Consider the following 26,814-nt stretch of genomic DNA (forward strand, 5'->3'; position numbering starts at 1 on the left):
AAGGCGGGGTGAGAGGTCAAACGGCAGACGCAAAACAGGAACGTCTTCCGCCTTGTTCTGGATAATTCTTTCTCCCATTTCACTTCTTACCTCTCACCAATGGTTTTCTCCTTCCTGTCGGCGATTGGGCTTGAAGTGTTGCGTTCTGGTGAAAGTAGACGCTTGTCTCCCTTTTAGAATCCGAAAGAAACAACGACAAAAAGGAGTGCCGGCAAATTGCCGGCACCTTAGAATTTATTCCTGTATGATGCATGTTTTACTGGGCCAGCGAAATCCGCACCTGCACCCCGGCTCTTGTGTTGGTTACTGGTGCCGTGGTTGCAATCTTTGGAATGATGCGGTTTTGCTCGAAGTAAAACTTCAGGTTCACCCGCTGGTTCACCACGTAATCGATGGCCGGGGCGATGCGCACGACTTTTTGTCCTGCCGTACCAAAGGCCGTGTTCTGGTCCAGTTTGCTGTTGGCCGTGGCATCGTCACGCAAACTGAAGTCGAAGCGCATGGTCACATCGTTGTTCAACTGCTTGGCATTTTTACCAAAACGCAGGTTTTGCAGGAAGGGGAAGCCCTTGCGGCGCCAATCCATACCGATGGTGACTTCCGTGGAGCGGTTTTCCGCCAACTGGTAATCCACGAGGCTCAGGCTCAGTGTCCGTGACTTGCGGTATTCGAACCGTGCCGACAACTGGTTGGTAAAGGTCATGTCGGCGGCAATCAGGGGACTGAACTGCTCGTTGATGGTTACGTTCGGCACCAGGAAGTAGGGAATGAAGTTGCCCGTGCCCGTATCGCGGAACGAGGGATAACCTACCCGGAACGGATCCTGGAACAGCAACGCCGTGGTAAAGCTGTTCATGCTCAGCGTGCTGGTGTAGCCGTGTCGAATGGTGAAGTTGGTAAAGATCTTTTCCATCCCCGGCAGCCGCGACAAACCATTGTATGTTACCGCCCAGTTGGGCTTGGGCAGCAGGCGGGAGAAGGGGTTGGAACGGAGGTTAGGATTCGAGTTCTTGATCAGTTCCACCGTGGTGGGATCCTTCTTGGTGTATGCCGCAATGAAAGCTGGGATCAGCACATCCTGCGCATAACGGCCGTAGCCCTGCACATACCCATCCGCCGTGCGGTTGGCCGGGTTTGCGTAAAATTTATTTTCGCTACCGAGGCGCTCCGAGAGGATCGCACGGTTGGCCTCAAACTGGCGGAAGATCTCCGACACCTCGTTCGGGTCGAACCGGGTGAACAGGGTTTGATAGGAGATGTACGATATGCTGAAGCTTCCCGTCGCATAAGGGTTCAGGCGGCGAATGCCGGTGCCGGTGTCTTTTTCCAGCTCCGAATAATCTTTCGAGAACGTCCGGTTCAGGTTTATGTCGACGGTAAAATCGCGGAACGGCGATACCTGCGCCGTCAGTGCCAGCGTATTGGTGTAGCGTTGCTGGATCAGGGCATTGAACAGCGAGTCCCGCGACAGCAGCCCCTTTTGCGCCAGTCCGTTGATGGCAGTGGTATCGGGCTGGTAGCCCAGTACGTATTTCAGTCCGGGGTTGCCGTTTCGGGTGTTCAGGCCAAAGAAGCGGGTGCTGTCCATGTAACCGGGCAGCAAGGTTCCCATGTCTTCGTTGTACTGCACACCGATCCGCTTCAGGGCCGTGGCCAGCCGCAGGAAGAATTTGGGAACCGGCGAAATATAGATCGGCTCACCCGCGATGCGCTGGCGCTTTTTCGTGGCAGTATCGGTTTTCGCCTTTGGCTGCTGCGGTGCAGGTGCCGGCCCCTCACTGTTCACTGCCTGCAGGAAGCGCCATTTGTTGTAAAGGCGATCAAAATCCAGGTCGGCCGTGGCATTGCGTGTTTGCCCGGTGAACAGGGTGTTGCCCAATTCGCGGGCCAGGAGCGAACCGGCCAGCCAGTCGTATTTCGCGGTATAGCTCACCCGCACCTGCGTCCAGTCGAGCAGCGGGAACTTGGCGGTCGGCACGTTGTACGCGGCCGTCAGTTCCTGGTGGTAATGCGTGTTACGTCCGCCCTTGAAGAAGTTGTTGCGAACGGTGTCTTTTTTCGCTTTTGTGTCCAGCCGTCCGTACGGCTCGTCGATCCGGGCATTGTTCACGGCATTGTAGTCCAGTGTAATGGAACGTGTCAATTCCCAGCGCAGCGAATAGAACCGGTCGAACGTAAAGAACTTGTCGAAATATTCCGGCAGCTTGTACGGCGATCCCACGTTGCGGTTGCGCAACGCTCCAAACTGGCGAAACACGTCGGCACGTACAGAAATCAGCGAGGGCTTGTAGTTGAAGTTGAAATCACGGACCAGCGCCAGCCAGGGCGATCTTGTTTTTAAAATCTTTTTCAGCGGCTCCACAAAGGTTGGCTGCGGGGCAAAGTTGTAACCCACGGCGGCCCGGGTGCGCTTCACATCATCGTATTCGATAATGGGATTGCTGTGCACTTCATGCGTGTAGTTGTAGTTGACATCGATGTTCGACAAGTCCCAGAGCTGCGGCTTTTTACCAAAGGGCTTGGTGCGTTTGACCGATGTAAAGTTGAGTGTCTTAATGGTGCGTTCATCCACCGCATCGCTGCGGATAGAGTCCCGTTTGTCGCTGGGCGCATCCCGTAGTTTGTCCTTTAGTTTTACATCGAGGTCATACGGGTCGTATTGGGGATTCGACACCGTTTTGCTTACACCGGCATACATGGGAATGGTAATGGCGGCATCCCTGGGCAGCAGTTTGCCCAGGTCAAGGTTGGCGGCAATGTCGTACTGCTGGAAATCTTCGCGGCTCCGTTCGTTCACCCGCTGCTCCAGCGTACCAAAGCCCACGCTGCGCAGGCTTCCGGTAAAGCTAAGATTACCCAGGTCGGCCAGCCGCAGGTCCACACGGCCAACGGCCGCATAACCGCCTTGCTCGTTCAGGCGGGAAAGCCGCAGTTCGTTGAACCAAAGCTCGGCGTCAACCAGTTCCTGCGCGGCGTTTTCCACGCCCAGAAAAAAGCCCCTTACCTCGCCCAGGTTTGGATTGCCGAGGATGGCATAGCTCTTCCCATCGATCGTTTGCTGGAAGTATTGCGAAGGCGAACCACCGCTGCCATTGCGCTTCGATTTTAAAGCGGTCAGGATATTCAGGTCGAAATCAAGGTTGTTGTTCTCCGGCCAGATGGTCAGCGAGTCCGATGCACCCCAGGGGGTGATCTTTAATGGGATCTTGACCTCGTAATAGTTGCTTACATAATCGTTCCCGATGCGGATCACCGCATTCAGGTCGTTGTCGCGAATGTCGGTTCCACCGGGTTTTGTCGATTCGGCATGAATGAACATGGACAGGCGGCCATACTGGCGAAGATCCAGCACCTGGCTGCGGAAAAGACCGCGGGTCTTGGCCTTCAGCAATCCCGATACCCTCAGGCTGAGGGCCTGCTCGTTGAGGAGCAACTGCACGTTGTTGTTGCTGATCTGCTGCTGGCGCTGAATACCCGGCGGCTGGCGATACGGGATCGGCTGGCGCTTGTCGTTTTCCTCGATGTTCACGGCCAGGATATCTACCTTGGTCGGGTCGTTGGCCGGCAGGCGTACAAAGTCGCCGGTGGTGTTGATCTCGTAATCGAACTTGCGCCACTGGTTGCGCACCAGTTCCAGCTTGGCAAAACGCAGCACCGCCGTGTCTTCCCAGTTGGTCATGAACATTCGCACAAAACGGATCGACTTGAAATCCGGAATGTTGCCCACCTTGGCCTGGTATTCCTTGATGGGAATGCGAAACAGGAACCAGGTTTCCTGGCGGGACGTATTGTTGGCCAGCTTCACATTCACCGTGCGTTTGTCGGTAATGTAATTGGTGCCCACCTGCATGTTCGGCTTCAGTTCCAGGCGGTACTGGAAATACTCTTCCACTTCGTTGAGCGTATTGTCGCGGTTCAGCTCTTCCTGGTCGGGATAAAGCGTAAAGGCATTGGTGAACTGGTCGCCGGCCGTGGCGATTGGCGAGTTGCCGTTCGGGTTGTTGATGTCTTTGTAGCGTTCCAGGATACCGGCGTTGTCGCCATACGAAGGATCGCGGTAGCCACGGAAGTTATCGGCCGATGGATCGGCCTGTGCCCGCTGGTAAGCCGGCGAATTGGCCCCAACGACAGACGACAACTGGTTCAGGTAAGGCCGGAACTTGCGTTGCTCTGCCGAGTCAGGCATGCCGTCAAAACCCACATCCTGGAAGGGACGGTCGGCCGGGTCGTTGCTGAAGGCATTGGTCACCTGGATGGGGTTGCGGGGCACCTTGGCCCAGGCAGTTTCATCAACCGGGATGTTCGGTTGCGTTGGCGTGGGCAAGCCATTTTCGTACTGGCGTTTGCCATCGCGCAGGATATCTTCCGAAATATTTCCGAGGTTAAAATACAGTTCGCCCCCCTGGCTGTTTGGCTTCCTGATGAAGGGATCCTGCATCCAGAATTCGATAAACTCGATGTTGGCAGTTTCAAAATCCGTTTGGTCGATATTGCGCATCAAACCACCCCAGGCTTTTTTGGCATTTGCCAGTTCGCCACGGGAGTTGATGCTTGTCGTATTGAAATTGTACGGTCCCCTTTCTTTGGGATAAAAGGCAAGGTCAAAGGTGTTGATCAGCCCCTGGCCAAAGTCGTTGGTACGCTGCGGGAAGATTTCCTGCGACAGCACCTGCCTTGTTTCCGGGCGGGAAAGCTCGTCGAGGTTATTTCGCAACGGGTTGTTGGCATTGCGTTTTTCCTGCAACACCGGCTCGATGTTGTACCAGGCCATCTTTGCCCGGTTGTAACCGCTCGACAGGTCGTTGATCTTTTCAGCTTCGGGGAAAAGGATGTTGCCAAACTGGTCCGGCGATTTTTGGGGCACGGAAGCCAGGTTCCAGCTAATCAGCGGAAAGCGCAGGTCAATGGAGCTGCGGGTCCCTTCAAAGTCATCGATAAAAATGGCGCCTTGGTTGCCCTTGCCGATCTCTTTGGCGTGGCCCGGATCGAGCATGGCGGCTTCGCCATAGGCCGTGATGGCCGACATGGCCTTGCTGTTATAGAACGGCAGCTTGTTCAGCCAGCGGGTCAGCCGCGGGAGATTGTCGCGGTAGTCGAAGTCCAGCCCGTACATGGTGTTGCGGATTGGGTCTTCGCCGTAGGACTGTTTATTAAAGAAGGGCCGCTCGCCCAGACGAACAAGGGTACCACCCAGGGTTAAGTGTTTGTTGGCCAGGTAATCAAGGCGCAGGCCCATAAAGTTTTTCTGTTGCAGGCCGAAAGACGCGTTGTTCTCGTACTGCACCTGTACCGGCAGACCGGCGTTGATGATGGCCTGGTTGATAATGCGCAGCGAGCCCAGGTCGTAGTTGATCTCGTAATCGATATTTTCCTGAAGGATCCGGCCGCCGGCAGTAACCGTTACGGAACCCCTTGGGATATTGAAGCCTAACTGGTAGTCGCCGGTTTGTGCCGATTTGGAGCGCCCTACCAGCTTAAACCGGTTGAGGTTAGCATAGTTGGAGGCAATGGCACGGATGGTATCGTACAGCGGGGTGAAAAGATATTTCTCCGCCGTGGCCGAGTCAGGATATACATACCGCAGGTCGCGGCCAAAAGGCTCCAGCACGGGAAAGATGATCCGGCTTTGCGACGAAATCACGGTATAGCCTTCCAGGTAGTCGAACCGGCCGTCGGGCTGCGGGTCGTTCTGGTTGTTCAACCGGTCGAGGTTTACCAGGGTCAGGATGGGAATGCCCTTGTACTCCTGTTTTACATCTGCTTCCGGCAAAAAACGCTTGTCGCCTTTGCTTGGCTCCTCGTAGGTCACCTGCAAGTCGAAGTCCTGGCGCTGCAACTGGCCAAAGCCTACGCTGTACACGTTCTTCATCATCAGGTCCCAGATGGGCAGGTAGGTCCGCTGCGAGGTGGCCTTTAGCAATTTAAGGAAAAGCACTTTGGTGGTGTTGCCACTGCTGTCCGGCGGCACGTCCTGCGAAAATTCACCCACCTGGAACACTTTTCCGTTGAAGGTGTACTGATAGGCAACGCCCAACACTTCATCGGGCTGCAGTTGCTGGTTCAGGGACAAAAACCCGATCTGCGGGTTGAAATAATAATCGGTCGGCTGCAGTTTGCGGGCAAAGGTTTTTTCAAAATCCTGCACCGGCTGCAGCCCCAGGCCGCTCAGGATGGTTTGCACGTCCGACGAGTTGCGGGCTCCCGGCGTGTTGACCACGGCACGATACAGGTCGTTGGCATCGTTGCTCGGAAACGCCTGGCCACCCGGCGTCCAGCGCTGGTTGTACGGACGGCTCTCGCCCAGGTCCATAAAGCCCACCACGTCTCTTGTTTCGGTAGTGGCGCCGGTGCGGTTGGTTACCCACACTTCCATGCGCAGGATCTGCACATTGCTCTGCACCACCGGCAGGCGCTGCATATTTTTATTGTAGTTCTCGCGGAAATATTGGGCCAGTAGGAAGTGGCGGTTCTCGTCGTATTCATCAGCCCGGAGGGCAAACTGCTGCGTGGCGGAGCCACCCTGCAGTCCCAGCGACTGGCGGTTGGAACGCTGGTTGGCGAGCACACCGGTCACAAAGAGTTTTCCAAACTGCAACTGGCTTTTGATACCAAATAAGGATTGTGCGCCGGGGATCAACGTTCCTTTCGATGCAAAGTTGACCGTACCGGCCTGGAAGGTTTTCAGCATTTCGTCTTCCTTGCCCTGGTAGTCGAACTTGAGCTGGTTTTCAAAATCAAAGTTGGCCAGCGTGTTGTAGTTGATGGGCAGGTTGATCTTGTCGCCAATCTTGGCCTCCACCTGCAACTGGGCATTCTGGTTAAAATCAAAACCGCCTGTCTTACGGGCCCGTTCCGGGAGTGTTGGATTTTTTATGTGCTGTCCCTGGTAGCCGGCCGCGATGTCCACGTAACCGGTCGGGCGGATTTCCACCTTGTTGTTGCCCGTGATGCGGTTCACCCAGTCTTTGTTGAAACCAAACTTGGGTTTATAGGTCCGGCGGTTCAGGTTCGAAAGCAGGTCGGCCCGCTTGCGGAAGTAGTCCCGCTCATCCTGCTTTCCCTGCAGGTCGAGAAATTCTTTCATGGAAAACGTTGCCGGCGTTCGGTAGTACTGGCTGCCGACTTTTTCGATGATGTAGTATTGATTGGTCTTGGGATCGTACTCCACCCGGCGCCGCACAAACGACGTATCCGATAGATTGAACGGATTGCGGTTGGGATTTAAATAGGGATCACCACGCCGGTCGGTAATGGGGTATTTGGTAGTATCGTTTTGAAATGGGGAATAACCTGCAAGTGCAGGGACGGATAAGGCCGAAAACACGATGGCCGCTACCACTTTTCGTAGTCTATCGATTCTTATGGTGCTCAACTGTATTTCCTCGACAATTAGTTTAGGGAATCTGGCCATGCGTTACAATAGCTGCAGGGCCTTTTTTATCAACTGCTCCACGCCCAGGTCAGGGTCCTGTTGCAGCACTTTTTGTAACGCACTGTCGGCCACCTGGCGGTTGATGCCAAGTGCGACTAAGGCATTTAACGCATCTGCCTGTAAAGTATTGCCCTTCCAGGCAGATATATTTACACCGGTCTCCACAGGGTGTTTGGCCAGTTTGTCGCGCAGTTCCACCACGATGCGTTCGGCCGTTTTGCGGCCAATGCCTTTAATGGCTTCGAGAGCCTTGGCATTGCCCTGCACGATGGCTCGGCTCAGTTCATCGGGCTTCATGTACGACAACATCACACGTGCCGTATTGGCGCCCACCCCGGAGATAGTTATGAGTTGGAGAAACATCTCCTTTTCGGCGGTGTCGGAAAAACCAAAAAGAATCTGGGCATCTTCCCGCACGATCAGGTGGGTCAGCAGGGTTCCCGATTCTTTACTCTGGATCTGGGAATAGGTGTTTAAACTGATTTGGACTTCGTAGCCCACACCGTGCACGTCGATGTGTACGAACGACGGTGTTTTATGGGCGTAGCTCCCGGTTAAAAAGGCGATCATACATGCAAGATAGTCGTGAAAGGTGAATGGTCAATAGTTGAGTCCTTTGGTGAGAGAACCAATATCGGAATTAGTCGTCCTATTTGTTCTGTTTAAAATAAAGAAGCCGAAACGACCCATATTCACCATTGACCATTCACCATTCCCCTTCCCTATCTTTGCCGCTCAAATTTTTGACAATGCCTCATACCCAAAAGATCACGGCCGCCATCACCGCTGTAGGCGGCTATGTACCGGAAACAAAACTGACCAATGCGGATCTCGAAAAAATGGTGGAAACGAACGACGAATGGATCCGGACACGAACGGGTATCGAAGAGCGGAGGATCCTGAAAGAACCCGGAAAGGCCACGTCCGACCTGGCAGCGCCGGCCGTACTGCAGTTATGCGAAAAACGCGGAATCTCCCCCGAAGAAATCGACGTCATCATCTGTGCCACCGTAACTCCTGACATGGTGTTCCCGGCTACGGCCAATATTATTTCCGATAAAATCGGCGCCAGGAATGCCTGGGGCTTCGACCTCGAAGCAGCCTGCTCCGGCTTTTTGTATGCCCTTACTGTGGGAGCATCGCTCATCGAAAGCCGCCGCTATAAAAAAGTGGTCGTGGTGGGCGCCGATAAAATGAGCTCTATCATCGATTATACAGACCGCACCACCTGCATCCTGTTTGGCGACGGCGCCGGAGCCGTGCTGCTCGAGCCCAACACGGAAGGCTATGGTGTATTGGACAGTATCCTGCGCAGCGACGGCAGCGGCCGCGAATTCCTGCACATGAAAGCCGGTGGTTCGCTACGGCCGCCGAGCACGGACACCATCGCCAACAAAGAGCATTTTATTTTCCAGGACGGGCAACCGGTGTTCAAGGCTGCGGTGAAAAGTATGGCCGACGTCAGTGCCGAACTGCTGGAACGCAACAACCTCACCGGCGACGACATTGCCTGGCTGGTGCCGCACCAGGCCAACAAACGCATTATCGATGCCACGGCCAACCGCATGGGTCTTTCGCACGACAAGGTGATGCTGAACATTCACAAATACGGCAACACAACGGCGGCTACTATCCCGCTTTGCCTGTGGGAATGGCGGCACGAATTGAACAAGGGCGACAACATTGTACTGGCTGCCTTCGGCGGCGGCTTCACCTGGGGCGCTACCCTCGTGAAGTGGGAATATTGAACAGAACGAAAGAATTAGGATAACTTTTTTTGCACGCTGCCGGTTTAATGCCGGCAGCGTTTTCTTTGTGCCATGAAAGCAACCGTCGACGGACGCCGGTAGAAAAGCCGATAACTCAGACCTGCTCAATGTGACACGACAAACAACAAACATGCGCTGGCAGTTTTCTGATCAAATAAGTTAGATTTAAACTGCTGAAATGCCGCAGTCACGGCAGGCTTTTCGGCCAATCATAATTTTACAGGCCATGAGCGACCGTCTTCAAATTGTAAATCGACTGATCAAGCAGGAAGCAGATGAGATTTTATACAAGAAAGGGCTCAGGGAAATTTTACACGCCTTCGGCACACCCCACGTTCATGGCAGTTATGCGCTCGATCTGATGACCTGGAGAGACCTGGACATCTACCTGCAGGCAGATAATTTTCCGGAAGCCGACTTCTTTTTGCTGGGAGCGAAGATTTGTACGGTTTTCCAGCCCGTAAAAATGAGCTTTCGCAACGAAAGAATTGCCAAAACACAACATCTCCCAACCGGACTCTATTGGGGCATTTACCTGGGCGACGAAAGAGCCGGCGCCTGGAAGATTGACCTCTGGGCCGTGGACCGCCCCGAATACGAACGGCTTAGGAGGTACCAGGAGGAAATCAAAAAAAAGCTGACACCTGCTCGTATCACAAGCATCTTAGCCATTAAATCACAGTGCTGGAGCGATCCCGGGTATCGACGTGTCTTCACCAGTGCAGACATTTACGATGCGGTACTCGAAAAAAATGTTTGCGATACAAAAGGATTTAGAACGTTGATAGGAATGCCAGGGTAAACTGATAAGCACTCCGGCAGGTGCCTGCCAAACTTCCCTTACCCGGTATCGTTATATTTGAGCAACAGGAACAAGAGAAGCTGGCAATTTCAGCGGTCAGCCGAAAAACCTTCATTCACCAAAAGCCAGCCGGATGAAAATTTTTGCCGAAACGGAACGATTTATTTTACGAGAAATCCTGCCGACAGATGCCGACAGTTTCTTTGAACTTGACTCCGACCCGGACGTTCACAGGTACCTGGGGAACAACCCGGTGAAAGACAAAGAACAAATCGATCACGTAATCGCTTTTATCCGACAACAATATCTGGACTATGGAATTGGACGTTGGGCAATCGTTGACAAAAACACAAAGGAGTTTATTGGCTGGACCGGGCTGAAATGGGTAACAGAACTCACCAACAAGCATAGAAATTACTATGACCTTGGCTACCGGCTTCGAAAAAATTTTTGGGGAAAAGGCATTGCCACCGAAACGGCAATCGCTTCGCTGGCCTATGCTTTTGATAGCCTACAGGCAACCGAAGTATACGCCATGGCAGCCTGTGAAAATAAGGGCTCCACTAACGTATTAGCGAAAGTGGGACTTTCCTTGCTTGAAACATTCGACTTTGACGGAATTAAACACAACTGGTATAGAATCGACAAAAAAGGATTTGAAGAGATCATGTCGAACCGCTAACATCGTCATGGCTGGCGGGTGGATTGGTTTCGGTTGGCGGCGATGCAAGGCTTAACGCCGGTTCAGTGAAGGTTGGGCAAATCCTTGGCAATTAGTAAAAAGGACCGCGTTCGAAATCAAGCGAAAATTCATCTCCATCAAACCCAATAGCTACCCACGCATTTAATCTTTTAAAAAAAATTCAATCATGCAATTCCTTTCACTAGAACCATTCGTTCCCTCCGGGGACAATTTCGAAGGATCGAAACAATTGTTCCAGGACCTTGGCTTCCGCATCAACTGGGATGCCGGAGACTACATTGGCTTTGAAAAGGACGGCTGTAAATTCATCCTGCAGCGCTACAACGACAAAGCATTTGCAGAAAATTTTATGGTCAATGTGCGGATCAGCAATGCAGAAGCGTTTTGGGAAGAACTGGTCGAAAAAAAACTGCCGGAGAAATACGGTATCCGGATCGGCAAACCAACCCAGCAGCCTTACGGGAAAGAAGTAAACATCATCGACATCGCCGGTGTATGCTGGCATTTTGTTGAATAAACGACATACCGACACTTCCTTGTTTGCGAAGTTGTCCTTGTCTGGATGCCAGGGGCACTATTGGTTTGCACCTGACCGTTTGGTATGTTCTCTTACGGTGTAAAAAATCCTCCTGCCTGGAGAAGCCGTATACCAATAACCATTTCAGCAATGCATCGCTTTCGTTGAAGTGACAGGCAGTTACTCCGGCAGGAAGTCAGGGCAAAGTTCTTACCTTCATCTGCAAACCGGCTGCGCAGCAACCCGTTGCAGCAGCAATACATTCACGATATGCGCAAGCATTGTTTGACACCCGGCCAACGATATGAACCCATTCTGGACACAGATCATTATACGCACAACGCTCCGGCATAAGCAGGCGGGCAAAAAAGACTACTCCAACTACGAACTTGCCAAAGGTTTCAAGGAATTCAAACAAGGCGTGGCACAGCAAGCCCGAAACTTTTTCCTGATCACACTCGGCATCTTTTCAGCCGCCTTTGGGTTCAAGGGTTTCCTGCTGACCAATCATTTCATCGACGGCGGCGCCACCGGCATTTCGCTTTTGCTGTCGGCCCTTACGGCCATCCCTCTTTTCATCCTGCTTATTTGTGTCAATATTCCCTTCATCATCCTCGCCTATCACACCGTCGGGAAAGTGTTTGCGCTCAAAACCATGCTGGCCATTTCGGGCCTGGCACTGGTGGTGGCGACCGTGTCTTTTCCCGATGTCACCAAAGACAATTTGTTGGTTGCTGTGTTTGGCGGCTTCTTTTTGGGAGCGGGCATCGGCCTGTCTGTGCGCGGCGGCGCCGTGATCGACGGCACCGAAGTGCTGGCAATTTTCTTAAGCCGCAAGCTGGGCACCACCATAGGCGACATCATCATCATGATCAACATTATAATTTTCGGCGCGGCGGCTTACCTGCTGTCGGTGGAAATTGCCCTGTACTCCATGATCACCTACCTCTCGGCTTCCAAAACACTTGACTTTATCGTGGAAGGCATTGAGGAATATACAGGTGTCACCATTATTTCTCATCACAGCCAGCGCATCAGGGAAATGATCATTGAGAAAATGGGTCGCGGCGTGACGGTGTACAACGGCAAAAGCGGCTTTGGCAAACACGGCGAGACAAAAGACATCGAGATCGTTTACACCGTGGTTACGCGGCTGGAACTGAGCCGGCTAAACAGCGAACTGGCAAAGATCGATCACGATGCATTCGTGGTGATGAGCAGTGTGCGGGACACAAAAGGCGGCATGATCAAAAAGCGGCCGCTGAAGCACTAAACCAGCGTTAATGCGGCCGGCGATTGGAATTGCCTCCGGATTTGCTTATTTTTTACACCAGCTTTTTTGCAAAATCCACAATCATGGCAAGCGTTACCAAAACCAAAACGGTAAAAGCCGGCGACTGGCGCACCCTGGAATCCGGCTGGAACTTTCATTGTTTCGTGCAGTTTGTGTTGCCTCGCGGCGCACAGGTAAAAATCCGGTACGGCGGCGGCTGGCCTTTTGGCTGGGACAGCCAGAATAAAACACTCAACGGGCAAAACACCGTGCAACTGGAAGTTTCCTCCACATCCAGCAAGGCCTATGCACGGGTGCAGATCAAAGTGCCGGAAACAGGAAATGTCACCTACACCTATATTGCCGCATGATGATCGCGGCCATTGCGGCCGATGGCGACAATGCCGCCAGCTCTTTTCACCCAACGACTAACCACTTTGTAAACCCGCAACAACATGCGATCCGCAAAAACCATTTTGGCCACAGCGCTTTTCGTTGGCACCCTCGACATCTCTGCCGCGCTGATCCAGTACTATTCCCGCACCGGCAAAGCCCCGTTCCGTCCCGTGCTTTTTTTTGTCGCCAGCGGCCTGCTGGGAAAAAGCGCCTATAGCAGCGGCGATATCATCTTGCTGGCCGGGCTGCTGATTCACTATTGCATCGCAGCCACCTTTACGGCGCTCTTCTTCCTTCTCGTTGCCCAACAGCCGTTTGCCCGGCAACACCGGTTGCTGACAGGGATTTTGTATGGTGCCCTGGTGTGGATGATTATGAACCTGGTGGTGCTGCCGCTGACCGCGGCCCAGCCGTTGCCCAAAACCGTTTCCAGCGTCGCCATCGGCATGGGCATCCTGATCCTCTGCATTGGTTTGCCGCTGGCCCTTGTGGCAAACACGCGGCAGGAGCGCCAACCGTCTGCTATACGGACCGTCTAGCTTTCTATTTCTTCCGGCTCCACACGATAAAATCTGTCTGGGGAATTTTCTCGATGCCCAGTTCGCGGAGCATGGTTACCACTTGTCCGCGGTGATAGGTGCCGTGGTTAAAAAGGTGCAGCAGCATCTGGTACACCGGCTGCTTGAAGCGCTCCTTGCGCAAATTGTAATAAATGAATTCATGCTGCAGGGCGTGCTCGCCGGCACCGCCTGCCCACTCCTGCCACAAGCGGTTCTGCTGCAACAGCTGGCTGGCCAATGCTTGCATGTCGCCGGAAAACGACTGGCTGGGAATGTCGATTTTTTCCTGCAATTTCAGGCGTTGCCACCAGATGCTTTCGGCATCCAGCATGTGTAAAAATGTTTTGTATACGGTGGGAAAACTGCTCCGCATTTCTGCATGCTGCTGTTCTTCGGAAAGTGCGCCGGCGGTGTTCAGCAGCAGTTCATTTGCCCAGGTATGATAAGTGGCCAGTTGGAGAATAATTTCCTTCATCGGTAAAAGGAATTCTATTTTTGAAAGAGCGAAATAACGAAACGATTTGTCACAGATGGAGAAAAAATTTACCCCGCAGGGCTTTGGTTCGGCAGCCGTACATGCCGGCCATTTGCAAGATCCCAACTATGCGCACCAAACACCGATCTATGCGTCCAGCACCTATGTATTCGATACTGCCGAACAGGGCATGCGCCGCTTTGCCGGCGAAGAAGAAGGGTACATTTATTCGCGTTACGGCAACCCCACCATCGCCGAAGCCGAACGCAAGATCACCGCGCTGGAAACCTTTGGCCTGGATGTACAAGCGAAAGGCATTTTACATGCTTCGGGGATGGCCGCTATCTCTACCTTGCTGCTTTCGACGCTGCGGGCCGGCGACAAAATCCTCACGCATTACTCGCTGTACAGCGGCACTGATAACGTGATGCGCACCATCCTTCCGCATTTTGGCATTGAAGCCATCACCATGGATATGCAGGACCTGGAAAAAGTAGAAGACGTGATCCAGCACGACCGGCACATCAAGCTCCTGTACCTGGAAACGCCGGCCAATCCCACCATCCAGATCGTGGACATTGAAGAACTGACCGCCATTGCCAAACGCTACAACCTGCATGTGGCCTGTGACAATACATTTGCCACGCCTTACCTGCAACAACCTTTCCGCTATGGTGTGGATTACATTGTCCATTCCACCACCAAATTTCTCAACGGTCACGGAACAGCCATCGGCGGTATCCTGATCGGCAGCGATGTGGAACGCATGAAAGACCACATCACCAAATCACACCGCATTCTCGGCGGAAACGGGAATCCCTTCGACGCCTTTCTTCTCACGCAGGGCATCAAAACGCTGGAGCTTCGCATGGAGCGGCATTGCAGCAATGCCGTAAAAGTGGCGGACTACCTGGAGAAGCACCCGGCCGTGGCCAAAGTCAACTACGAGGGCCTGGTCTCCCACCCGGGCTACGAAGTTGCCAAGAAGCAGATGCGCAAGCCCGGCGCCATGCTCAGTTTCGAACTGAAAGGCGGTATGGAAGCCGGGGTGGACTGCATGAACCGCCTGCAGTTCTGCACCCGCACTGTTTCGCTGGGAACCGTAGACACCCTGCTTTGTCATCCGCCTTCCATGACGCATTTCAGCGTGCCCAAAGAACAGCGGGAGCGGTACGGGATTACCGATGGCCTGATCCGCATGAACGTGGGCATCGAGAACGTGGAAGACATTCTAGCCGATCTGGAGCAGGCCATTCGCTAAAAAGGAAATCGGGTTATTTTGCACCCATGAACGTGATCATTCGAAGAGCGGTGCGGGAAGATTGCCACCGTATTCTGGAGCTGGTGAAAGAACTGGCCGTTTACGAAAAGGCCCCTGATGAAGTAACCGTGACGCTGGACCATTTCGAGGAAAGCGGGTTTGGCAAAAACCCCGTTTGGTGGGCTTTTGTGGCCGAACGGGATGGCCGGGTGGAAGGATTTGCCCTTTACTATATTCGCTTCAGCACCTGGAAAGGGCAACGCATGTACCTGGAAGACTTCCTGGTAACCGAAGCCCTCCGTGGCCAGGGCATCGGGAAAAAACTCTTCGACCGCCTGGTCGAGGAATCGAAGGAAAAAAACTTCAACGGCATTGTGTGGCAGGTGCTCGAATGGAATGAACCCGCTATCAACTTCTACAAAAAATACAACGCTTCGTTCGATGCCGAATGGGTGAATTGCGCAGTCAGCGTGTAGGAGAAATTGGATATTTGGTTAGTGAGAGATCGGGTGGTTAAATGATTAGCAAGATTGTATTTGATTAAAATCACTCACGATCTGCTATCCAATACGCGACTATCTCTTCCCACGCCGACAGCGGCAAAGCATTTGCAAAGGTTCTTTCTTTCAGAAAGGCCATCATCGCTTATGCCTGTGAAACAAAGTTTCGTTTTTCTTTTCGTGTGTGCCTTCCGGTGTATCGTGGCGGCACAGTTCAGCCATCCTGCCTTTCATTATACAGGCAGCGATTCGGTCGTTGTCAATGCCAGCAACCGTTACAAAGCCCATTCGTTTTTGCGCCACTGGTTGATGGGAAAAAATTACCGCAGCGAGTGGGAGCAACCCGTAACGTTGCCGGTGCTGCGGCTCTCGGCCACGCCATTCAGGATCATTGAGCTGGGTGGCGGCATGCAAACCAAATCCCTCAAGCTGGAAGACGACAAGGGGAAAACCTGGGCCCTGCGCACCATTGAAAAAGATGTATCCGGTGCCATGCCTCCCCTCCTGAAAAATTCGCTGGCGCAAAAGCTTACGCAGGACCAGATCTCCGCTGCCATGCCTTATGGCGTATTGGTCATTGGCCCGCTGGCAAAAGCGGCTGGCATTCGGGCCGCACAGCCAACCATCTATTTTGTTGCCGACGACACGGCACTGGGCCCCTACCGCTCCATTTTTGCCAACACGATGTGCATGCTGGAAGAACGCGATCCCGGCGTTGAAACGTCGATCGATACCGAAACCCTCCTGCGCCTTGTGCAAAAGGAAAACAGCGCCGTGGTGGATCAAAAAGCCCTGCTGAAAGCAAGATTACTGGACATGCTGATTGCCGACTGGGACCGGCATTACGATAACTGGCGCTGGGCAAGCCGCGATTCCGCCGGCCTGCGTTTTTTTGAAGCCATTCCCCGGGACCGCGACTGGGCATTCTACTCCAGCAACGGGCTGGTGCCAAAACTAATGCGCCTTGTCGCCCTGCGTTTTCTGATCAACTTCCAGGAAAAACCCGGTTACATCAGGAGCCTCAGTTCCAAGGCGCACCTCTTCGACGGCGTTTTCCTCAACGGCCTTGCGGCCGAAGACTGGCGCACCGCCATACACGAATTGCAGCAACTGCTGACCGATAAAGCAATTGAAAATGCCGTTGCCAACCTGCCGGCATCCATCCTGACCATGGACGGCGAGTCGTTTGTGCGAAAGCTCAAAAAGCGAAGGGACGGGCTGGAAGAGCCGGTGCTGGACTATTACCGCTTCCTGGCGAAAGATGTACAGGTCGACGGGAGCAATGAAGACGAGCTTTTTTATTTTCTTCCGGCCGAAAATGGCTTTGTGCTGCGGATCTGCCGTTATGCAAAAGAAAATGGCCGGGAACAAACCATTTACGAACGCAGGTTTCTCCGCTCCGAAACCTATCGTGTGACCATCAATGGCCTGGCCGGAAACGATCGGTTTGTCATTACCGAAAATGTCGCCACCCGCATCAGGCTGAAACTGAATGGCGGCTCGGGCCAGGACCAGTATGACCTTCGCGGGCAGGTTCCCACAGAAGTGCACGACGAACAAACGGAAAACAATATCGTGCGCAATAAAAACAGTGCACGGATTTGTTTTCACTAATTCTTCGGCATATTTGCCCTTTATTTTGCGAAACTATGAAGCACGGATTTTTTTTGATTGTCGTATTCACACTGGCAGCCGGTGCACAGGCACAGGTGCAATTCAGCGGATGGCTGTCTTCGTTCAATACGTTCAGGCTTAACAAGCGGTTCAGCCTTTTTTTTGATGCGCAATTGCGTTCCACAGACCGCTGGGAACAGGCTGGCACCATCATGCTTCGTCCGGCCCTGAACTACCACCCGAGTCAATCCCTGACTCTTACGGCCGGTTACGCAGCCGTCTTTGGCCGTCGCAACCTCAATGGTCTTTCGGCTCTGCTGCCCGAGCACCGCATCTGGCAGCAGGCCTTGCTGACGTATAAGATCAAACGCATTGCCGTTTCGCACCGTTTCCGGTTCGAGGAACGTTTTCTGCCGCGGCCCATGGCGGTTGGCAACGAGCTGACCACCGACGGTCACGACCCGGCTTACCGCTTCCGGTATTTTGTACGGAGCGTATTTCCACTTACGGCCGGTGGCAACAGTTTTTCGAAAGGATTGTTTTTTGCCCTGCAAAACGAAGTATTCCTCAACACCGGCGACAAAACGGCCGTGAATGGAAAAGCGTTTGATCAAAACCGTTTGTACGGAGCGGTGGGCTACCGCCTTCCCGGCAAGGTTGACCTGGAGACCGGGTACCTGAACCAGTACACGTCAACCCGTAATTCTTTTATCAATAATCACGTCATACAACTGGCTGTCTATAAACGGCTGTAGCCTGCAGCCCATTTTTTTTGCATTTTTGCACCCATAATACACGCGGATGAAGATGAATGTTTATGCCTCCCTGGTGGAAAGAAAACAGACTGGCCAAAAGAGCTTTGTGGTTTTGATTGATCCTGACAAAGTCAATTCATCTTCCCTTTCTTCTCTTGTGAACAGGGCCAACCGTGCCGGTGTGGACTATTTCTTCGTGGGCGGCAGCCTTGTTGTCTCCGATCATCTCGACGACTGTATTCAACTGATAAAAAAAGAAAGCAAGATCCCGGTGATCCTTTTTCCGGGAAGCCCCTCGCAGATCAGCAAACAGGCCGATGCCCTGCTTTACCTGTCGCTGATCTCGGGCCGCAACCCCGAGTTGCTGATTGGCCAGCACGTGATCTCGGCACCTTTTGTCAAAAAGAGCGGGCTGGAAATCATCTCCACCGGCTACATGGTGATCGACGGTGGCGCCCCGACGACGGTTTCGTATATCAGCGGCGCGGCCCCCATCCCGGCCGACAAAGCCGACATTGCCCTCTGCACGGCCATGGCCGGCGAGATGCTGGGCAACAAACTGATTTATATGGACTCGGGCAGCGGTGCCAAAAAACCCATCACCGAAGAAATGATCTCGCTGGTGGCCAAAAACATTGATGTACCCCTTGTCATCGGTGGCGGCATACGCGATGCGGAAAAAGCCTACCGCAACTGCAAGGCCGGCGCCGATGTAATTGTCGTGGGCAATGCCATCGAGCAGAACCCCTCGCTCCTGGAAGAAATGGCGGCGGCCATCCACCAGGTTAGCGTGGTAAAAAGCTAACGGGTTTCGGACGGCCAGTCCTTTACACGAGCTGCCAAGCAGCAGCCAACCCTCTTGCAGATACAGACGCGTTGCCGTAACTTCCTGCATGTATGTGGCCACTACAGCGCATCCGCCATTTTTTCACCCGTTTAATCAACAAACTTATGCGTCCTTATCCAGCGTCGGCTTATCACTTTCTTGTCAATTGGGGTGGTGTCAGCACAGGGTTTACCGAAGTTTCGGGCCTTTCGATGGAAGTGGAAGTGATTGAATACCGGGAGGGCAATTCGCCGCAGTTCAATACGATCAAAATGCCGGGCATCCGCAAGTATGGCAATGTCGTCCTAAAGAGGGGCATCGTAGCGCAGGACAATGATTTTTTTCTTTGGATGAACACGATCCAGGGCGGCCAGGTCGAACGCCGCGATATCACAGTCAGCCTGCTGAACGAAAGACACGAGCCTGTCAGGGTCTGGAAACTGCACAATGCTTGGCCCTGTAAGATCACAGCCAGCGACCTTCGGGCCGATGCCGGTGACATTGCGATCGAAAGCATTGAACTGGTGCATGAAGGCATCACGATTGAAACCACCTGATACCAATCTGCTAGCAAGCTGGGGTGAGACGTCAAACGTCAGACGTAAAACAGGGAATTCTTTCGCTTTGTCGTGGACTTCTTCCTTACCAAAAGTTTTCTCCATCCAGACGGCGGTTTGATATAAGCAATAAGCAAAACTGAACAGGGCTCCTTCCGTTTGGAAGGAGCCCTGTTCAGTTTATTCGCCGTAAGGGCAGGTGTGCTGGATCGTTCAGAAGTTCACTAGTTCACAAGTTCCGTACAGCAAATATCCCAGTATCTAATATCCCAATATCGAGTCGCCTCGTTTTACTCTTGACACGTGTTAAACCTTCATTTTAACGCAAATCTTCGGTCTTTACTCTTGTCGGTGTGTCTTTCCCGCTTACGATGGTTTTGCTGCTTTCTGCAATGGCGCTGATGATCTGCGCCATGTTTTGCAGGTCCAGTGTTTTCACCTCGTCGCTTGGCTTGTGGTAATTAGGCTCGTCTTCCATTTTCGCGGTGGAAATGGTGTGCGCCGGTACACCCTGGCGGGCAAGCGTTGCATTGTCGGAGCGGTAAAACAATTGTTGCTGCGGGTAAGGGTCAGGGTAAAAGGTAAATGCCGACCCTTTCAGGTTGGCCTGCAGGATCTCACCCATATTGGTTTTCTCGTAACCGGTGATGTAGGCTGAGTTTTTTCCCCATTTGCTTTCCGTGCCGATCATTTCGATATTGAACATGGCGGCCACCGATGCGGGATTGAGCTGGCGTGAAAAATACTGCGAGCCAAAGCCGCCCACTTCTTCGGCGGTGAAGGCGGCAAACACCAGGGTCCGTTCGTTGGCGGCCTGTTGTTTAAAATGCCTGGCCAGCATGATCACCGCCGTTGTTCCCGCAGCATCGTCGTTGGCGCCGTTGTAGATGCTGTCGCCTTCCACCGGCCGGCCGATACCCAGGTGGTCGTAGTGGGAAGAGAAAACCACCTGCTCGTTTTTTTTGCTTTTCCCGGGCAATACGCCGACTACGTTGAACAGTTTCATCTCTTCAAAACTGTGTTCGGCTTTCACCTTAAACTCTTTTGGCAGGGATGATCCCAGCAGAAACAACACACTGTACGGCGATTGAAACATTTGCCGCTTGAGAAAGGCCAGCCGCGAAAAATTTTTAGCAAAGCTGGTGTCTACCAGGGCAATGGTATTTTTCTTTGCCTGCGTCAGTTGCATGGCTTTGGCAAACAAATTCTCGCCGGCCCCCACCCGTTCTACCGCATAGCCCGATTTTTCGTCCACTTCCAGGTTTGGTTGACTGGTAAAAACTACCAGGTTGCGGGTTTCGGCGTCGGCACCGTCGGCTTTGAACTTTAGCTCTTTCAGCCGCGGCTTCACCATCGTAAAGGATTGCAGGTAGCTGCCCTGCAGCGGCTGCAGACCGGCTTTTTGAAATTCGGCCGCGATAAAGTTGGCCGCTTTTTCAATCCCGGCACTGCCGGCAGCCCGGCCCTGCATGCTATCGGACGCAAGGACGGATTCGATCCGCTCCACTTCATTGGCCGTAAACGAATGGCCATTTGCCTTTTGGGCCATGCACGCAGCCGGCACAAGCCAAACGGCCGATGCAAAAAAGAAAAACGCAACAGATTTTTTCATTGATACAATTTAAAGCTTGTAAAATACGGTTTTTGCCCTGCGAAAAACACAAAGCCCTTTCTGGGTCGAAAGGGCTTCGCAGGGAGAAAATTTGATTTATAGACTCATCATCTCTTTGAACTTTACGGTTTGCCGGCGGCTCACTTCGATCTTTTCACCACCCTTCAGTTCCAGCAACAGCCCGCCGTTGAAATAGGACTCTACTTTTTCAATGGCCTGCAGGTTGACGATATGCTTGCGGTTGGCCCGGAAGAATGATTTTGGATCGAGACGCTCTTCCAGTGCGTTGAGTGATTTTAAGATCAGAGGCTTGTTGTTGCCGAAAAAAACCTTGGCGTAGTTGCCCACGCTTTCGAACAGGCGCACTTCCGACAGGCGCACGAACCAGCAGCGGTCGCCGTCTTTCACAAACACCTGGTCCTGCTCGCCCAGCAGGTGCATCGGCTCCGAATATGTTGATGGCGCACCGCCGCCCTCGCCGTTGCCGGCATGCTGCTTTTTCACTTTCTCCACGGCATCGGCCAGCCGCCTGGGCTCAATGGGCTTCAGCAGGTAGTCCAGGGCATTTACTTCAAATGCCTTGAGGGCATAATCGTCGTAGGCCGTGGTAAAGATGACGGTGGGAGCATGATCGAGTTCCTGCAACATTTCAAAGCCTGTTTTCCCGGGCATTTGAATATCGAGGAAAATAAGATCGGGATTGTGGCTTTCAATTTTCTGAACGCCTTCTTCCGCATTGGATGCTTCATCCACTACGTCCACTTCGGGAAACTCCTGTAAAAGCTTGCGAAGTTCGGTCCGTGCCAGGCGTTCATCATCAATAATGATTGCTCTCATGTTGTTCGTGTTTGGAGTTCAGTGTTTGGTGTTCTTTATGTCGATCGTCAGGTTATCCGTTTGCTGGTTTTCGAGAGATTTTTGTTTACCGGATTCTTTTTCTCCGGGCTGCCTGGTCCTCTTCACCCATCGGCATCTGCACTTTTGCTTCCACCAAAGTAGCCTCGACCTGGCTGATTTCAAAGCTGGCATTTTCGCCATACAGCAGGTTCAGGCGGTCTTTTGTACTGGCAATGCCAAACCCGCCTCCGTGTTTGGCATACCCGTTCAGGTGACCGGTGTTCTGAACCAGCAACTGGTGCCGGCCGCCGCTTACCGCCGACACGATGCGGATAACACCGCCCTTCATCTGCTTGCTGATGCCATGCTTGATGGCATTCTCCACGAGGGTTTGCAGCATCATGGGCGGCACAGGGTTGGTCAGCGTCCGTTCATCGATGTCAAAGTCAATGGTGAGGCGGTCTTCAAAACGCATGCTCTCCAGTGCCAGGTAATCTTTTACAATCTTCAGTTCCTGTTCCAGGGGCACGGTTTCGGCCTTCTCGGCGCTCAAACTGCTACGCAAAATATTGCTTAATTCGGTAATGGCCTTACGGGCCCTTGCCGGATTTTCATCGATCAGTGCACGGATGCCGTTCAGGGCATTGAAAATAAAGTGGGGGTTGATGTGTGCTTTGATGGTATTCAACTCCAGTTGGCGCACCAGGGCTTCCAGTTTGATGGTGTCCATCTCCTGCTTGCGGGTCTTCATGATGAAATGGTACATGAAGTAAATGGCGTTCCAGATAAGCAGGTTGGGAACATAGATCACGAGGTTGGTCACGAACAGCGATAAATACGACACCCGCTTGCCCAGTTGGTAAATGTGTTCGAAAGGCGATGCCACGCAGGTGCAGAAAAACGAAAAAGCAATGGTCAGGAGTAAAAACGTCAGGATTTGCTGGCGGAGGTCTTTCAGCAGCAAGGAGGAGCGATGAACCACCTCCCGCATAAAGTGAGAGAAGATCAACCCGACTTCTACAAAAAAGAGGATTTTCTGAAGAATTTCGGGTTCGTAGCTGTTAAACAGAAGTGCAAAAAATATGTTGATCAAGGCCAGGAGTCCCCAACCGGCAAACTGAAACGCCCAATACCTTGACAACCGGAATGACTTCATCGGGTAAAATTATACGTAAGCTTACGGACGCAGAGGCCGTAAATATACCAGTGGACAAAACGTTGTATAAGTGGATAAACTTACTGCCTATTTTTTTCTCAAAAAAATCAGGCTTGAATAGTTGATTTTCTAAAGGTCGGTTGTATTTTGGTACCCAAATCCAACCCAGTGAAAGCACGAATCTACCGTATCCGTCTTGTCTGTGTTGTTGTGATCTTTTTGTTTACCACAACCACTTTTGCACAGACCCAGGGAAGAGTGGTCATTAATGAATACATGCCATGGCCTTCCACTACTTGTGGAACGACCTCCGAGTTTGTTGAACTCATGAACTACGGTCCCGGACCCGTCAACATAGGCTGTTACATTTTGACTACCGGCGTTTATTCCGTTACAATCCCGGCCAATACAATCCTCCAGCCCGGTCAATATTATGTGATCGCCGGCCAGAACTTCATTCCCGGCACCTGCGCCAACATTGACAGTCTTTCTCCCGCAGGCGTGCATGCCAGCCTGAACTGGAATACCTGCAACTGCACCAACAAGCCTATTCCCACCACCGGTAACGGCTTGATGACGGACGGCGGCAGCGGCAATACCCCACTGGTGCTCCTGGATCCTTCTTTAAATGTGATTGATGCGGTGGTCCGCTCCCTGCCTTCTGAGGCGGTTGGCCCCATTGTTTCATCCAGTGTAAACGGCAACTGCACCAGCCAGCGTTTTGATCTGAGCCAGATGACCGTCCGCTACGAACAACTGGGCATGGCCACCGGAAAGCAAAACAGTTTTGCCCGCCTCCTCGATGGCGACTGTAACTGGCAAAAAACGCCGCAGCAAAGCGGCGGCGCCTCCAACGACCGGCCCGGAAACACTACCGATATCTCTTATGAACTCGACATGGTCAATCCCACCACCTGCGGGGAAACAGGGATGGGCAGCGTGAGCATTTATGTAAAGCACAGCAACTACGATGTCGTTTTCCCCATGTCCTATACGATTGCCTACGATGTCAACGGTGACCGCATTTTTGATTTCGCTGACAAATACACTACATATACCGACGATTCGCCCCCCTTTATTGAAATCGACAATTTGCCCGAAGGCACTTACCGGGTGACGGTGGCTTCGGTAAACGGCTGTTATTTAAAAAGTTTTGATTTCACCATCATCCCCTGCAACCCGGCCCTGCTGCCGGTGAAGCTTGTGTCGTTTAAGAACGCAGGCATCAAAAACGGTCAGCCAAACCTGGAATGGGTGCTGCAGGATGTGCAAAACCTGCAAAGCATCGTTTTGCAGAAATCGGCCGACGGTGTTACGTTCGAGACCTGCAAGATCTATGTGGGCGAACAGCAAAGCGGCACCAAACTTTATTCCCTTCCAGTAACGGGAAGTTCATCTTTCCCCTACTACCGGCTGAAGGTGCAGCAGAAAAACGGCCCGGCCTTTTATTCTCCCATTGTTCGATTCGAAAGCGGCAGTGTCCACGGATCGGCCTCCATGTGGCCCAACCCGGCAACGGATAAACTTTATCTCGATCTGCCCGAAACCAGTCTGCAAAACCTGCAGTACACCATTTGCAATACCAGCGGAATGGTTGCGGCAAAAGGCAGCCTGCCCGGAAGACAAAGCGGTAACCAGCGTCTCGTGTCGTTGCCGGCCAGCCTTCCCCCGGGCATTTACAATTTACAGGTGAGCAGCATTGATGGCGGGCAACCTATTTCTTTCCGGTTTGTTAAGCATTAGTTCCATTTCGGCCAATTGGCCGAAATGGGATAATTTTACCGCTTAAACCCTTGTCAATGCAAATCCCTGCAGGTCCGTTGCTGCAAACCATCAACTCGCCGGAAGACCTGAAAAAAGTACCGAAGGAAAAGCTGCACCAGGTGTGCGATGAACTGCGTCAGTACATTATCGATGTGGTCAGTGTGCATGGCGGTCACTTTGCGGCCTCCCTGGGTGTGGTGGAACTGACCGTTGCCCTTCACTACATCTACAACACACCGTACGACCAGTTGGTTTGGGATGTAGGCCACCAGGCATACGGGCACAAGATCCTGACAGGAAGACGGGACAATTTTATCTCCAACCGCAAATACAAAGGGCTGAGCGGATTTCCCAAGCGCAGCGAAAGCGAATACGATTCGTTTGGCGTTGGACACTCCTCCACTTCTATTTCTGCCGCACTGGGAATGGCCATGGCGGCCAAATACAAAGGCGAAACCGACCGCAAGGCGGTGGCCGTCATCGGCGATGGCGCCATGACGGCGGGGATGGCGTTCGAAGCGCTGAACCACGCCGGCGTAGCCGATACCGACATGCTGGTGATCCTGAACGACAACTGCATGAGCATTGACCCCAACGTGGGAGCGCTGAAGGAGTACCTGACCGACATTACCACGTCGCAGACGTATAACAAACTGCGCGACGATGTCTGGAAGATGCTTGGCAAACTGCCGGTGGGCAAAAACTTCACCCGGGAGATGGCCTCCAAGCTGGAAGCCGGCATCAAGGGCATGGTGACCCGCAGCAGCAACCTGTTTGAAGCGCTGAACATGCGCTATTTCGGTCCTATCGACGGGCACAACATCACCAAGTTGGTAGACACTCTGAAAGACCTGCGCAACATTCCCGGGCCCAAGCTGCTACACATCGTAACCGTGAAGGGCAAGGGCTACGAACTGGCCGAAAAAGACCAAACCAAATGGCATGCACCGGGCCTCTTCGACAAGATCACCGGCGAGATCTATAAAAAGAAATTCGACCTCCCGCAGCCGCCCAAATACCAGGACGTGTTTGGCCACACGATTTTGGAGCTGGCGGAGAAGAACGAAAAAGTCATGGGCATTACGCCGGCCATGCCCTCCGGCTCGTCGCTCAACATCATGATGAAGGCGATGCCGCACCGGGCCATTGATGTAGGAATTGCCGAGCAGCACGCCGTGACGCTGAGCGCCGGTATGGCAACGCAGGGACTGAAAGTCTTTTGCAACATTTACTCCTCCTTCATGCAACGGGCCTACGACCAGGCGGTGCACGACGCGGCCATCCAAAAGCTGCCGGTGATCTTCTGCCTCGACCGTGCCGGATTGGTGGGAGAAGACGGCCCCACGCACCATGGCGCTTACGACGTGCCGTATTTCCGCTGCATCCCGAACATGATCATTTCGGCGCCGATGAACGAAGCCGAGCTACGCAACCTGATGTACACAGCCCAGTTGGACAGCACCAACCTGCCTTTCGTGATTCGCTATCCGCGGGGCGAAGGTGTGATGCCTGAATGGCGCAGGCCCCTGGAAGAAATTAAGCTCGGCACCGGCCGCAGGCTGCGGGAAGGCAAGGATGTGGCCATTCTTTCGTTTGGCCACCCCGGCAACTTTGCCGCCGCGGCCATTCGCGAACTAAGAGCCGAAGGCATTGAGCCGGCCCATTATGACATGCGCTTTGCCAAGCCCCTGGATGAAGCCCTTTTACACGAGGCGCTTCTCCAGTATGAGAAGATCATAACGGTGGAAGACGGAACCGTCGTGGGTGGATTTGGCAGTGCCGTGGCCGAATTCATGGCGCTTCACGGGTACAAAAACGATTTGAAAATTCTGGGCATTCCCGACCGCATCGTCGAACACGGCACACTGAAAGAACTGCACCGCGAATGCGGCTACGATGCACAGGCCATTGCCGATGCCGTGCGCCAGATGCGGAAGCAGCCGGTCTCGGAGATGACCATTCCTGCATGACCCTTTTACAAGTATCGATAAAAACAGCAGTCCCG

21 protein-coding genes are annotated in these 26,814 nt (G+C 53.0%); 15 read left to right on the forward strand and 6 right to left on the reverse strand.

The genetic code is table 11. The annotated features are described in order from the left end of the window. Positions 1-256 precede the first annotated feature (256 nt). Both sov and ruvA read right to left on the reverse strand, forming a co-directional pair. The gene (gene sov, locus D6024_RS01465) at positions 257-7,411 is read right to left on the reverse strand and encodes a T9SS outer membrane translocon Sov/SprA (RefSeq protein WP_121352431.1); all 7,155 of its coding nucleotides are present in this window, start codon (positions 7,409-7,411) and stop codon (positions 257-259) included. Between the two features lie 3 nt (positions 7,412-7,414). Next, the gene (gene ruvA / locus D6024_RS01470) at positions 7,415-8,002 is read right to left on the reverse strand and encodes a Holliday junction branch migration protein RuvA (RefSeq protein WP_121352432.1); all 588 of its coding nucleotides are present in this window, start codon (positions 8,000-8,002) and stop codon (positions 7,415-7,417) included. Positions 8,003-8,181: 179 nt separating this feature from the next. Here ruvA and D6024_RS01475 point away from each other — a divergent pair, with 179 nt between their 5' ends. The 7 genes from D6024_RS01475 (at position 8,182) to D6024_RS01505 (ending at position 13,431) form a co-directional block, all read left to right on the forward strand. After that, positions 8,182-9,180: a beta-ketoacyl-ACP synthase III gene (locus D6024_RS01475; protein WP_121352433.1), complete on the forward strand. Its 999-nt coding sequence runs from the start codon at positions 8,182-8,184 to the stop codon at positions 9,178-9,180. A gap of 247 nt (positions 9,181-9,427) precedes the next feature. Further along, the gene (locus D6024_RS01480; RefSeq protein WP_162944462.1) at positions 9,428-10,003 is read left to right on the forward strand and encodes a hypothetical protein; all 576 of its coding nucleotides are present in this window, start codon (positions 9,428-9,430) and stop codon (positions 10,001-10,003) included. A gap of 133 nt (positions 10,004-10,136) precedes the next feature. Further along, complete coding sequence (locus tag D6024_RS01485) at positions 10,137-10,685, forward strand: GNAT family N-acetyltransferase (protein WP_121352435.1); 549 nt, start codon at positions 10,137-10,139, stop codon at positions 10,683-10,685. A gap of 187 nt (positions 10,686-10,872) precedes the next feature. Next, complete coding sequence (locus D6024_RS01490; protein WP_121352436.1) at positions 10,873-11,223, forward strand: VOC family protein; 351 nt, start codon at positions 10,873-10,875, stop codon at positions 11,221-11,223. 304 nt (positions 11,224-11,527) lie between these two features. Next, positions 11,528-12,496 (forward strand): YitT family protein, encoded by a 969-nt coding sequence (locus tag D6024_RS01495; RefSeq protein ID WP_121352437.1) that lies wholly within the window; start codon positions 11,528-11,530, stop codon positions 12,494-12,496. A gap of 83 nt (positions 12,497-12,579) precedes the next feature. Beyond that, entirely contained in the window at positions 12,580-12,867 is a 288-nt protein-coding gene (locus D6024_RS01500) for a hypothetical protein (protein WP_162944463.1), read from the forward strand. Positions 12,868-12,951: 84 nt separating this feature from the next. Then, the gene (locus D6024_RS01505) at positions 12,952-13,431 is read left to right on the forward strand and encodes a hypothetical protein (RefSeq protein WP_121352439.1); all 480 of its coding nucleotides are present in this window, start codon (positions 12,952-12,954) and stop codon (positions 13,429-13,431) included. Positions 13,432-13,435: 4 nt separating this feature from the next. Here the strand turns inward: D6024_RS01505 and D6024_RS01510 are convergent, their stop codons facing one another. Continuing rightward, positions 13,436-13,927 carry a DinB family protein gene (locus D6024_RS01510; RefSeq protein ID WP_121352440.1) on the reverse strand — a complete coding sequence of 164 codons (492 nt, stop codon included), beginning with the start codon at positions 13,925-13,927 and terminating at the stop codon, positions 13,436-13,438. Between the two features lie 55 nt (positions 13,928-13,982). Between D6024_RS01510 and D6024_RS01515 the strand changes: the two genes are divergently transcribed. The 6 genes from D6024_RS01515 to D6024_RS01540 all read left to right on the forward strand — a co-directional run bounded on the left by D6024_RS01515 (position 13,983) and on the right by D6024_RS01540 (position 19,440). Continuing rightward, positions 13,983-15,188 carry a trans-sulfuration enzyme family protein gene (locus D6024_RS01515; RefSeq protein ID WP_121352441.1) on the forward strand — a complete coding sequence of 402 codons (1,206 nt, stop codon included), beginning with the start codon at positions 13,983-13,985 and terminating at the stop codon, positions 15,186-15,188. 26 nt (positions 15,189-15,214) lie between these two features. Then, positions 15,215-15,664 carry a GNAT family N-acetyltransferase gene (locus tag D6024_RS01520; RefSeq protein WP_121352442.1) on the forward strand — a complete coding sequence of 150 codons (450 nt, stop codon included), beginning with the start codon at positions 15,215-15,217 and terminating at the stop codon, positions 15,662-15,664. Positions 15,665-15,835: 171 nt separating this feature from the next. After that, the gene (locus D6024_RS01525) at positions 15,836-17,302 is read left to right on the forward strand and encodes a hypothetical protein (protein WP_121352443.1); all 1,467 of its coding nucleotides are present in this window, start codon (positions 15,836-15,838) and stop codon (positions 17,300-17,302) included. 35 nt (positions 17,303-17,337) lie between these two features. Beyond that, on the forward strand, positions 17,338-18,057 hold the full coding sequence (locus D6024_RS01530) for a DUF2490 domain-containing protein (protein ID WP_121352444.1): 720 nt from the start codon (positions 17,338-17,340) through the stop codon (positions 18,055-18,057). Between the two features lie 46 nt (positions 18,058-18,103). Then, complete coding sequence (locus tag D6024_RS01535) at positions 18,104-18,862, forward strand: geranylgeranylglyceryl/heptaprenylglyceryl phosphate synthase (protein WP_121352445.1); 759 nt, start codon at positions 18,104-18,106, stop codon at positions 18,860-18,862. A gap of 146 nt (positions 18,863-19,008) precedes the next feature. Then, a complete protein-coding gene (locus D6024_RS01540; RefSeq protein ID WP_121352446.1) occupies positions 19,009-19,440 on the forward strand; it encodes a phage tail protein in 432 nt (143 codons plus the stop codon). 319 nt (positions 19,441-19,759) lie between these two features. Here D6024_RS01540 and D6024_RS01545 read toward each other — a convergent pair whose 3' ends face one another. The 3 genes from D6024_RS01545 to D6024_RS01555 form a co-directional block, all read right to left on the reverse strand. Further along, complete coding sequence (locus D6024_RS01545; protein WP_205573206.1) at positions 19,760-21,052, reverse strand: M20/M25/M40 family metallo-hydrolase; 1,293 nt, start codon at positions 21,050-21,052, stop codon at positions 19,760-19,762. 96 nt (positions 21,053-21,148) lie between these two features. Continuing rightward, the gene (locus D6024_RS01550) at positions 21,149-21,889 is read right to left on the reverse strand and encodes a LytR/AlgR family response regulator transcription factor (RefSeq protein ID WP_121352447.1); all 741 of its coding nucleotides are present in this window, start codon (positions 21,887-21,889) and stop codon (positions 21,149-21,151) included. Between the two features lie 85 nt (positions 21,890-21,974). Further along, positions 21,975-23,045: a sensor histidine kinase gene (locus tag D6024_RS01555; RefSeq protein ID WP_121352448.1), complete on the reverse strand. Its 1,071-nt coding sequence runs from the start codon at positions 23,043-23,045 to the stop codon at positions 21,975-21,977. Between the two features lie 168 nt (positions 23,046-23,213). On the opposite strand from D6024_RS01555, the gene D6024_RS01560 reads away from it, so the two are divergent. Both D6024_RS01560 and dxs read left to right on the forward strand, forming a co-directional pair. Then, positions 23,214-24,788 carry a lamin tail domain-containing protein gene (locus D6024_RS01560; RefSeq protein WP_121352449.1) on the forward strand — a complete coding sequence of 525 codons (1,575 nt, stop codon included), beginning with the start codon at positions 23,214-23,216 and terminating at the stop codon, positions 24,786-24,788. 56 nt (positions 24,789-24,844) lie between these two features. Further along, positions 24,845-26,779, forward strand: a complete 1,935-nt coding sequence (gene dxs / locus D6024_RS01565) for a 1-deoxy-D-xylulose-5-phosphate synthase (protein WP_121352450.1) — start codon at positions 24,845-24,847, stop codon at positions 26,777-26,779. The last annotated feature ends 35 nt before the right edge of the window (positions 26,780-26,814 follow it).

It is taken from the genome of Flavisolibacter nicotianae (genome assembly GCF_003628535.1).
GTDB lineage: Bacteria > Bacteroidota > Bacteroidia > Chitinophagales > Chitinophagaceae > Flavisolibacter > Flavisolibacter nicotianae.

What these genes read in the sequence shown, in the direction of transcription:
- sov (WP_121352431.1), bottom strand. Translation starts at nt 7,411, where the DNA reads ATGGCCAGATTCCCTAAACTAATTGTCGAGGAAATACAGTTGAGCACC.
- ruvA (WP_121352432.1), bottom strand. Translation starts at nt 8,002, where the DNA reads ATGATCGCCTTTTTAACCGGGAGCTACGCCCATAAAACACCGTCGTTC.
- D6024_RS01475 (WP_121352433.1), top strand. Translation starts at nt 8,182, where the DNA reads ATGCCTCATACCCAAAAGATCACGGCCGCCATCACCGCTGTAGGCGGC.
- D6024_RS01480 (WP_162944462.1), top strand. Translation starts at nt 9,428, where the DNA reads ATGAGCGACCGTCTTCAAATTGTAAATCGACTGATCAAGCAGGAAGCA.
- D6024_RS01485 (WP_121352435.1), top strand. Translation starts at nt 10,137, where the DNA reads ATGAAAATTTTTGCCGAAACGGAACGATTTATTTTACGAGAAATCCTG.
- D6024_RS01490 (WP_121352436.1), top strand. Translation starts at nt 10,873, where the DNA reads ATGCAATTCCTTTCACTAGAACCATTCGTTCCCTCCGGGGACAATTTC.
- D6024_RS01495 (WP_121352437.1), top strand. Translation starts at nt 11,528, where the DNA reads ATGAACCCATTCTGGACACAGATCATTATACGCACAACGCTCCGGCAT.
- D6024_RS01500 (WP_162944463.1), top strand. Translation starts at nt 12,580, where the DNA reads ATGGCAAGCGTTACCAAAACCAAAACGGTAAAAGCCGGCGACTGGCGC.
- D6024_RS01505 (WP_121352439.1), top strand. Translation starts at nt 12,952, where the DNA reads ATGCGATCCGCAAAAACCATTTTGGCCACAGCGCTTTTCGTTGGCACC.
- D6024_RS01510 (WP_121352440.1), bottom strand. Translation starts at nt 13,927, where the DNA reads ATGAAGGAAATTATTCTCCAACTGGCCACTTATCATACCTGGGCAAAT.
- D6024_RS01515 (WP_121352441.1), top strand. Translation starts at nt 13,983, where the DNA reads ATGGAGAAAAAATTTACCCCGCAGGGCTTTGGTTCGGCAGCCGTACAT.
- D6024_RS01520 (WP_121352442.1), top strand. Translation starts at nt 15,215, where the DNA reads ATGAACGTGATCATTCGAAGAGCGGTGCGGGAAGATTGCCACCGTATT.
- D6024_RS01525 (WP_121352443.1), top strand. Translation starts at nt 15,836, where the DNA reads ATGCCTGTGAAACAAAGTTTCGTTTTTCTTTTCGTGTGTGCCTTCCGG.
- D6024_RS01530 (WP_121352444.1), top strand. Translation starts at nt 17,338, where the DNA reads ATGAAGCACGGATTTTTTTTGATTGTCGTATTCACACTGGCAGCCGGT.
- D6024_RS01535 (WP_121352445.1), top strand. Translation starts at nt 18,104, where the DNA reads ATGAAGATGAATGTTTATGCCTCCCTGGTGGAAAGAAAACAGACTGGC.
- D6024_RS01540 (WP_121352446.1), top strand. Translation starts at nt 19,009, where the DNA reads ATGCGTCCTTATCCAGCGTCGGCTTATCACTTTCTTGTCAATTGGGGT.
- D6024_RS01545 (WP_205573206.1), bottom strand. Translation starts at nt 21,052, where the DNA reads ATGAAAAAATCTGTTGCGTTTTTCTTTTTTGCATCGGCCGTTTGGCTT.
- D6024_RS01550 (WP_121352447.1), bottom strand. Translation starts at nt 21,889, where the DNA reads ATGAGAGCAATCATTATTGATGATGAACGCCTGGCACGGACCGAACTT.
- D6024_RS01555 (WP_121352448.1), bottom strand. Translation starts at nt 23,045, where the DNA reads ATGAAGTCATTCCGGTTGTCAAGGTATTGGGCGTTTCAGTTTGCCGGT.
- dxs (WP_121352450.1), top strand. Translation starts at nt 24,845, where the DNA reads ATGCAAATCCCTGCAGGTCCGTTGCTGCAAACCATCAACTCGCCGGAA.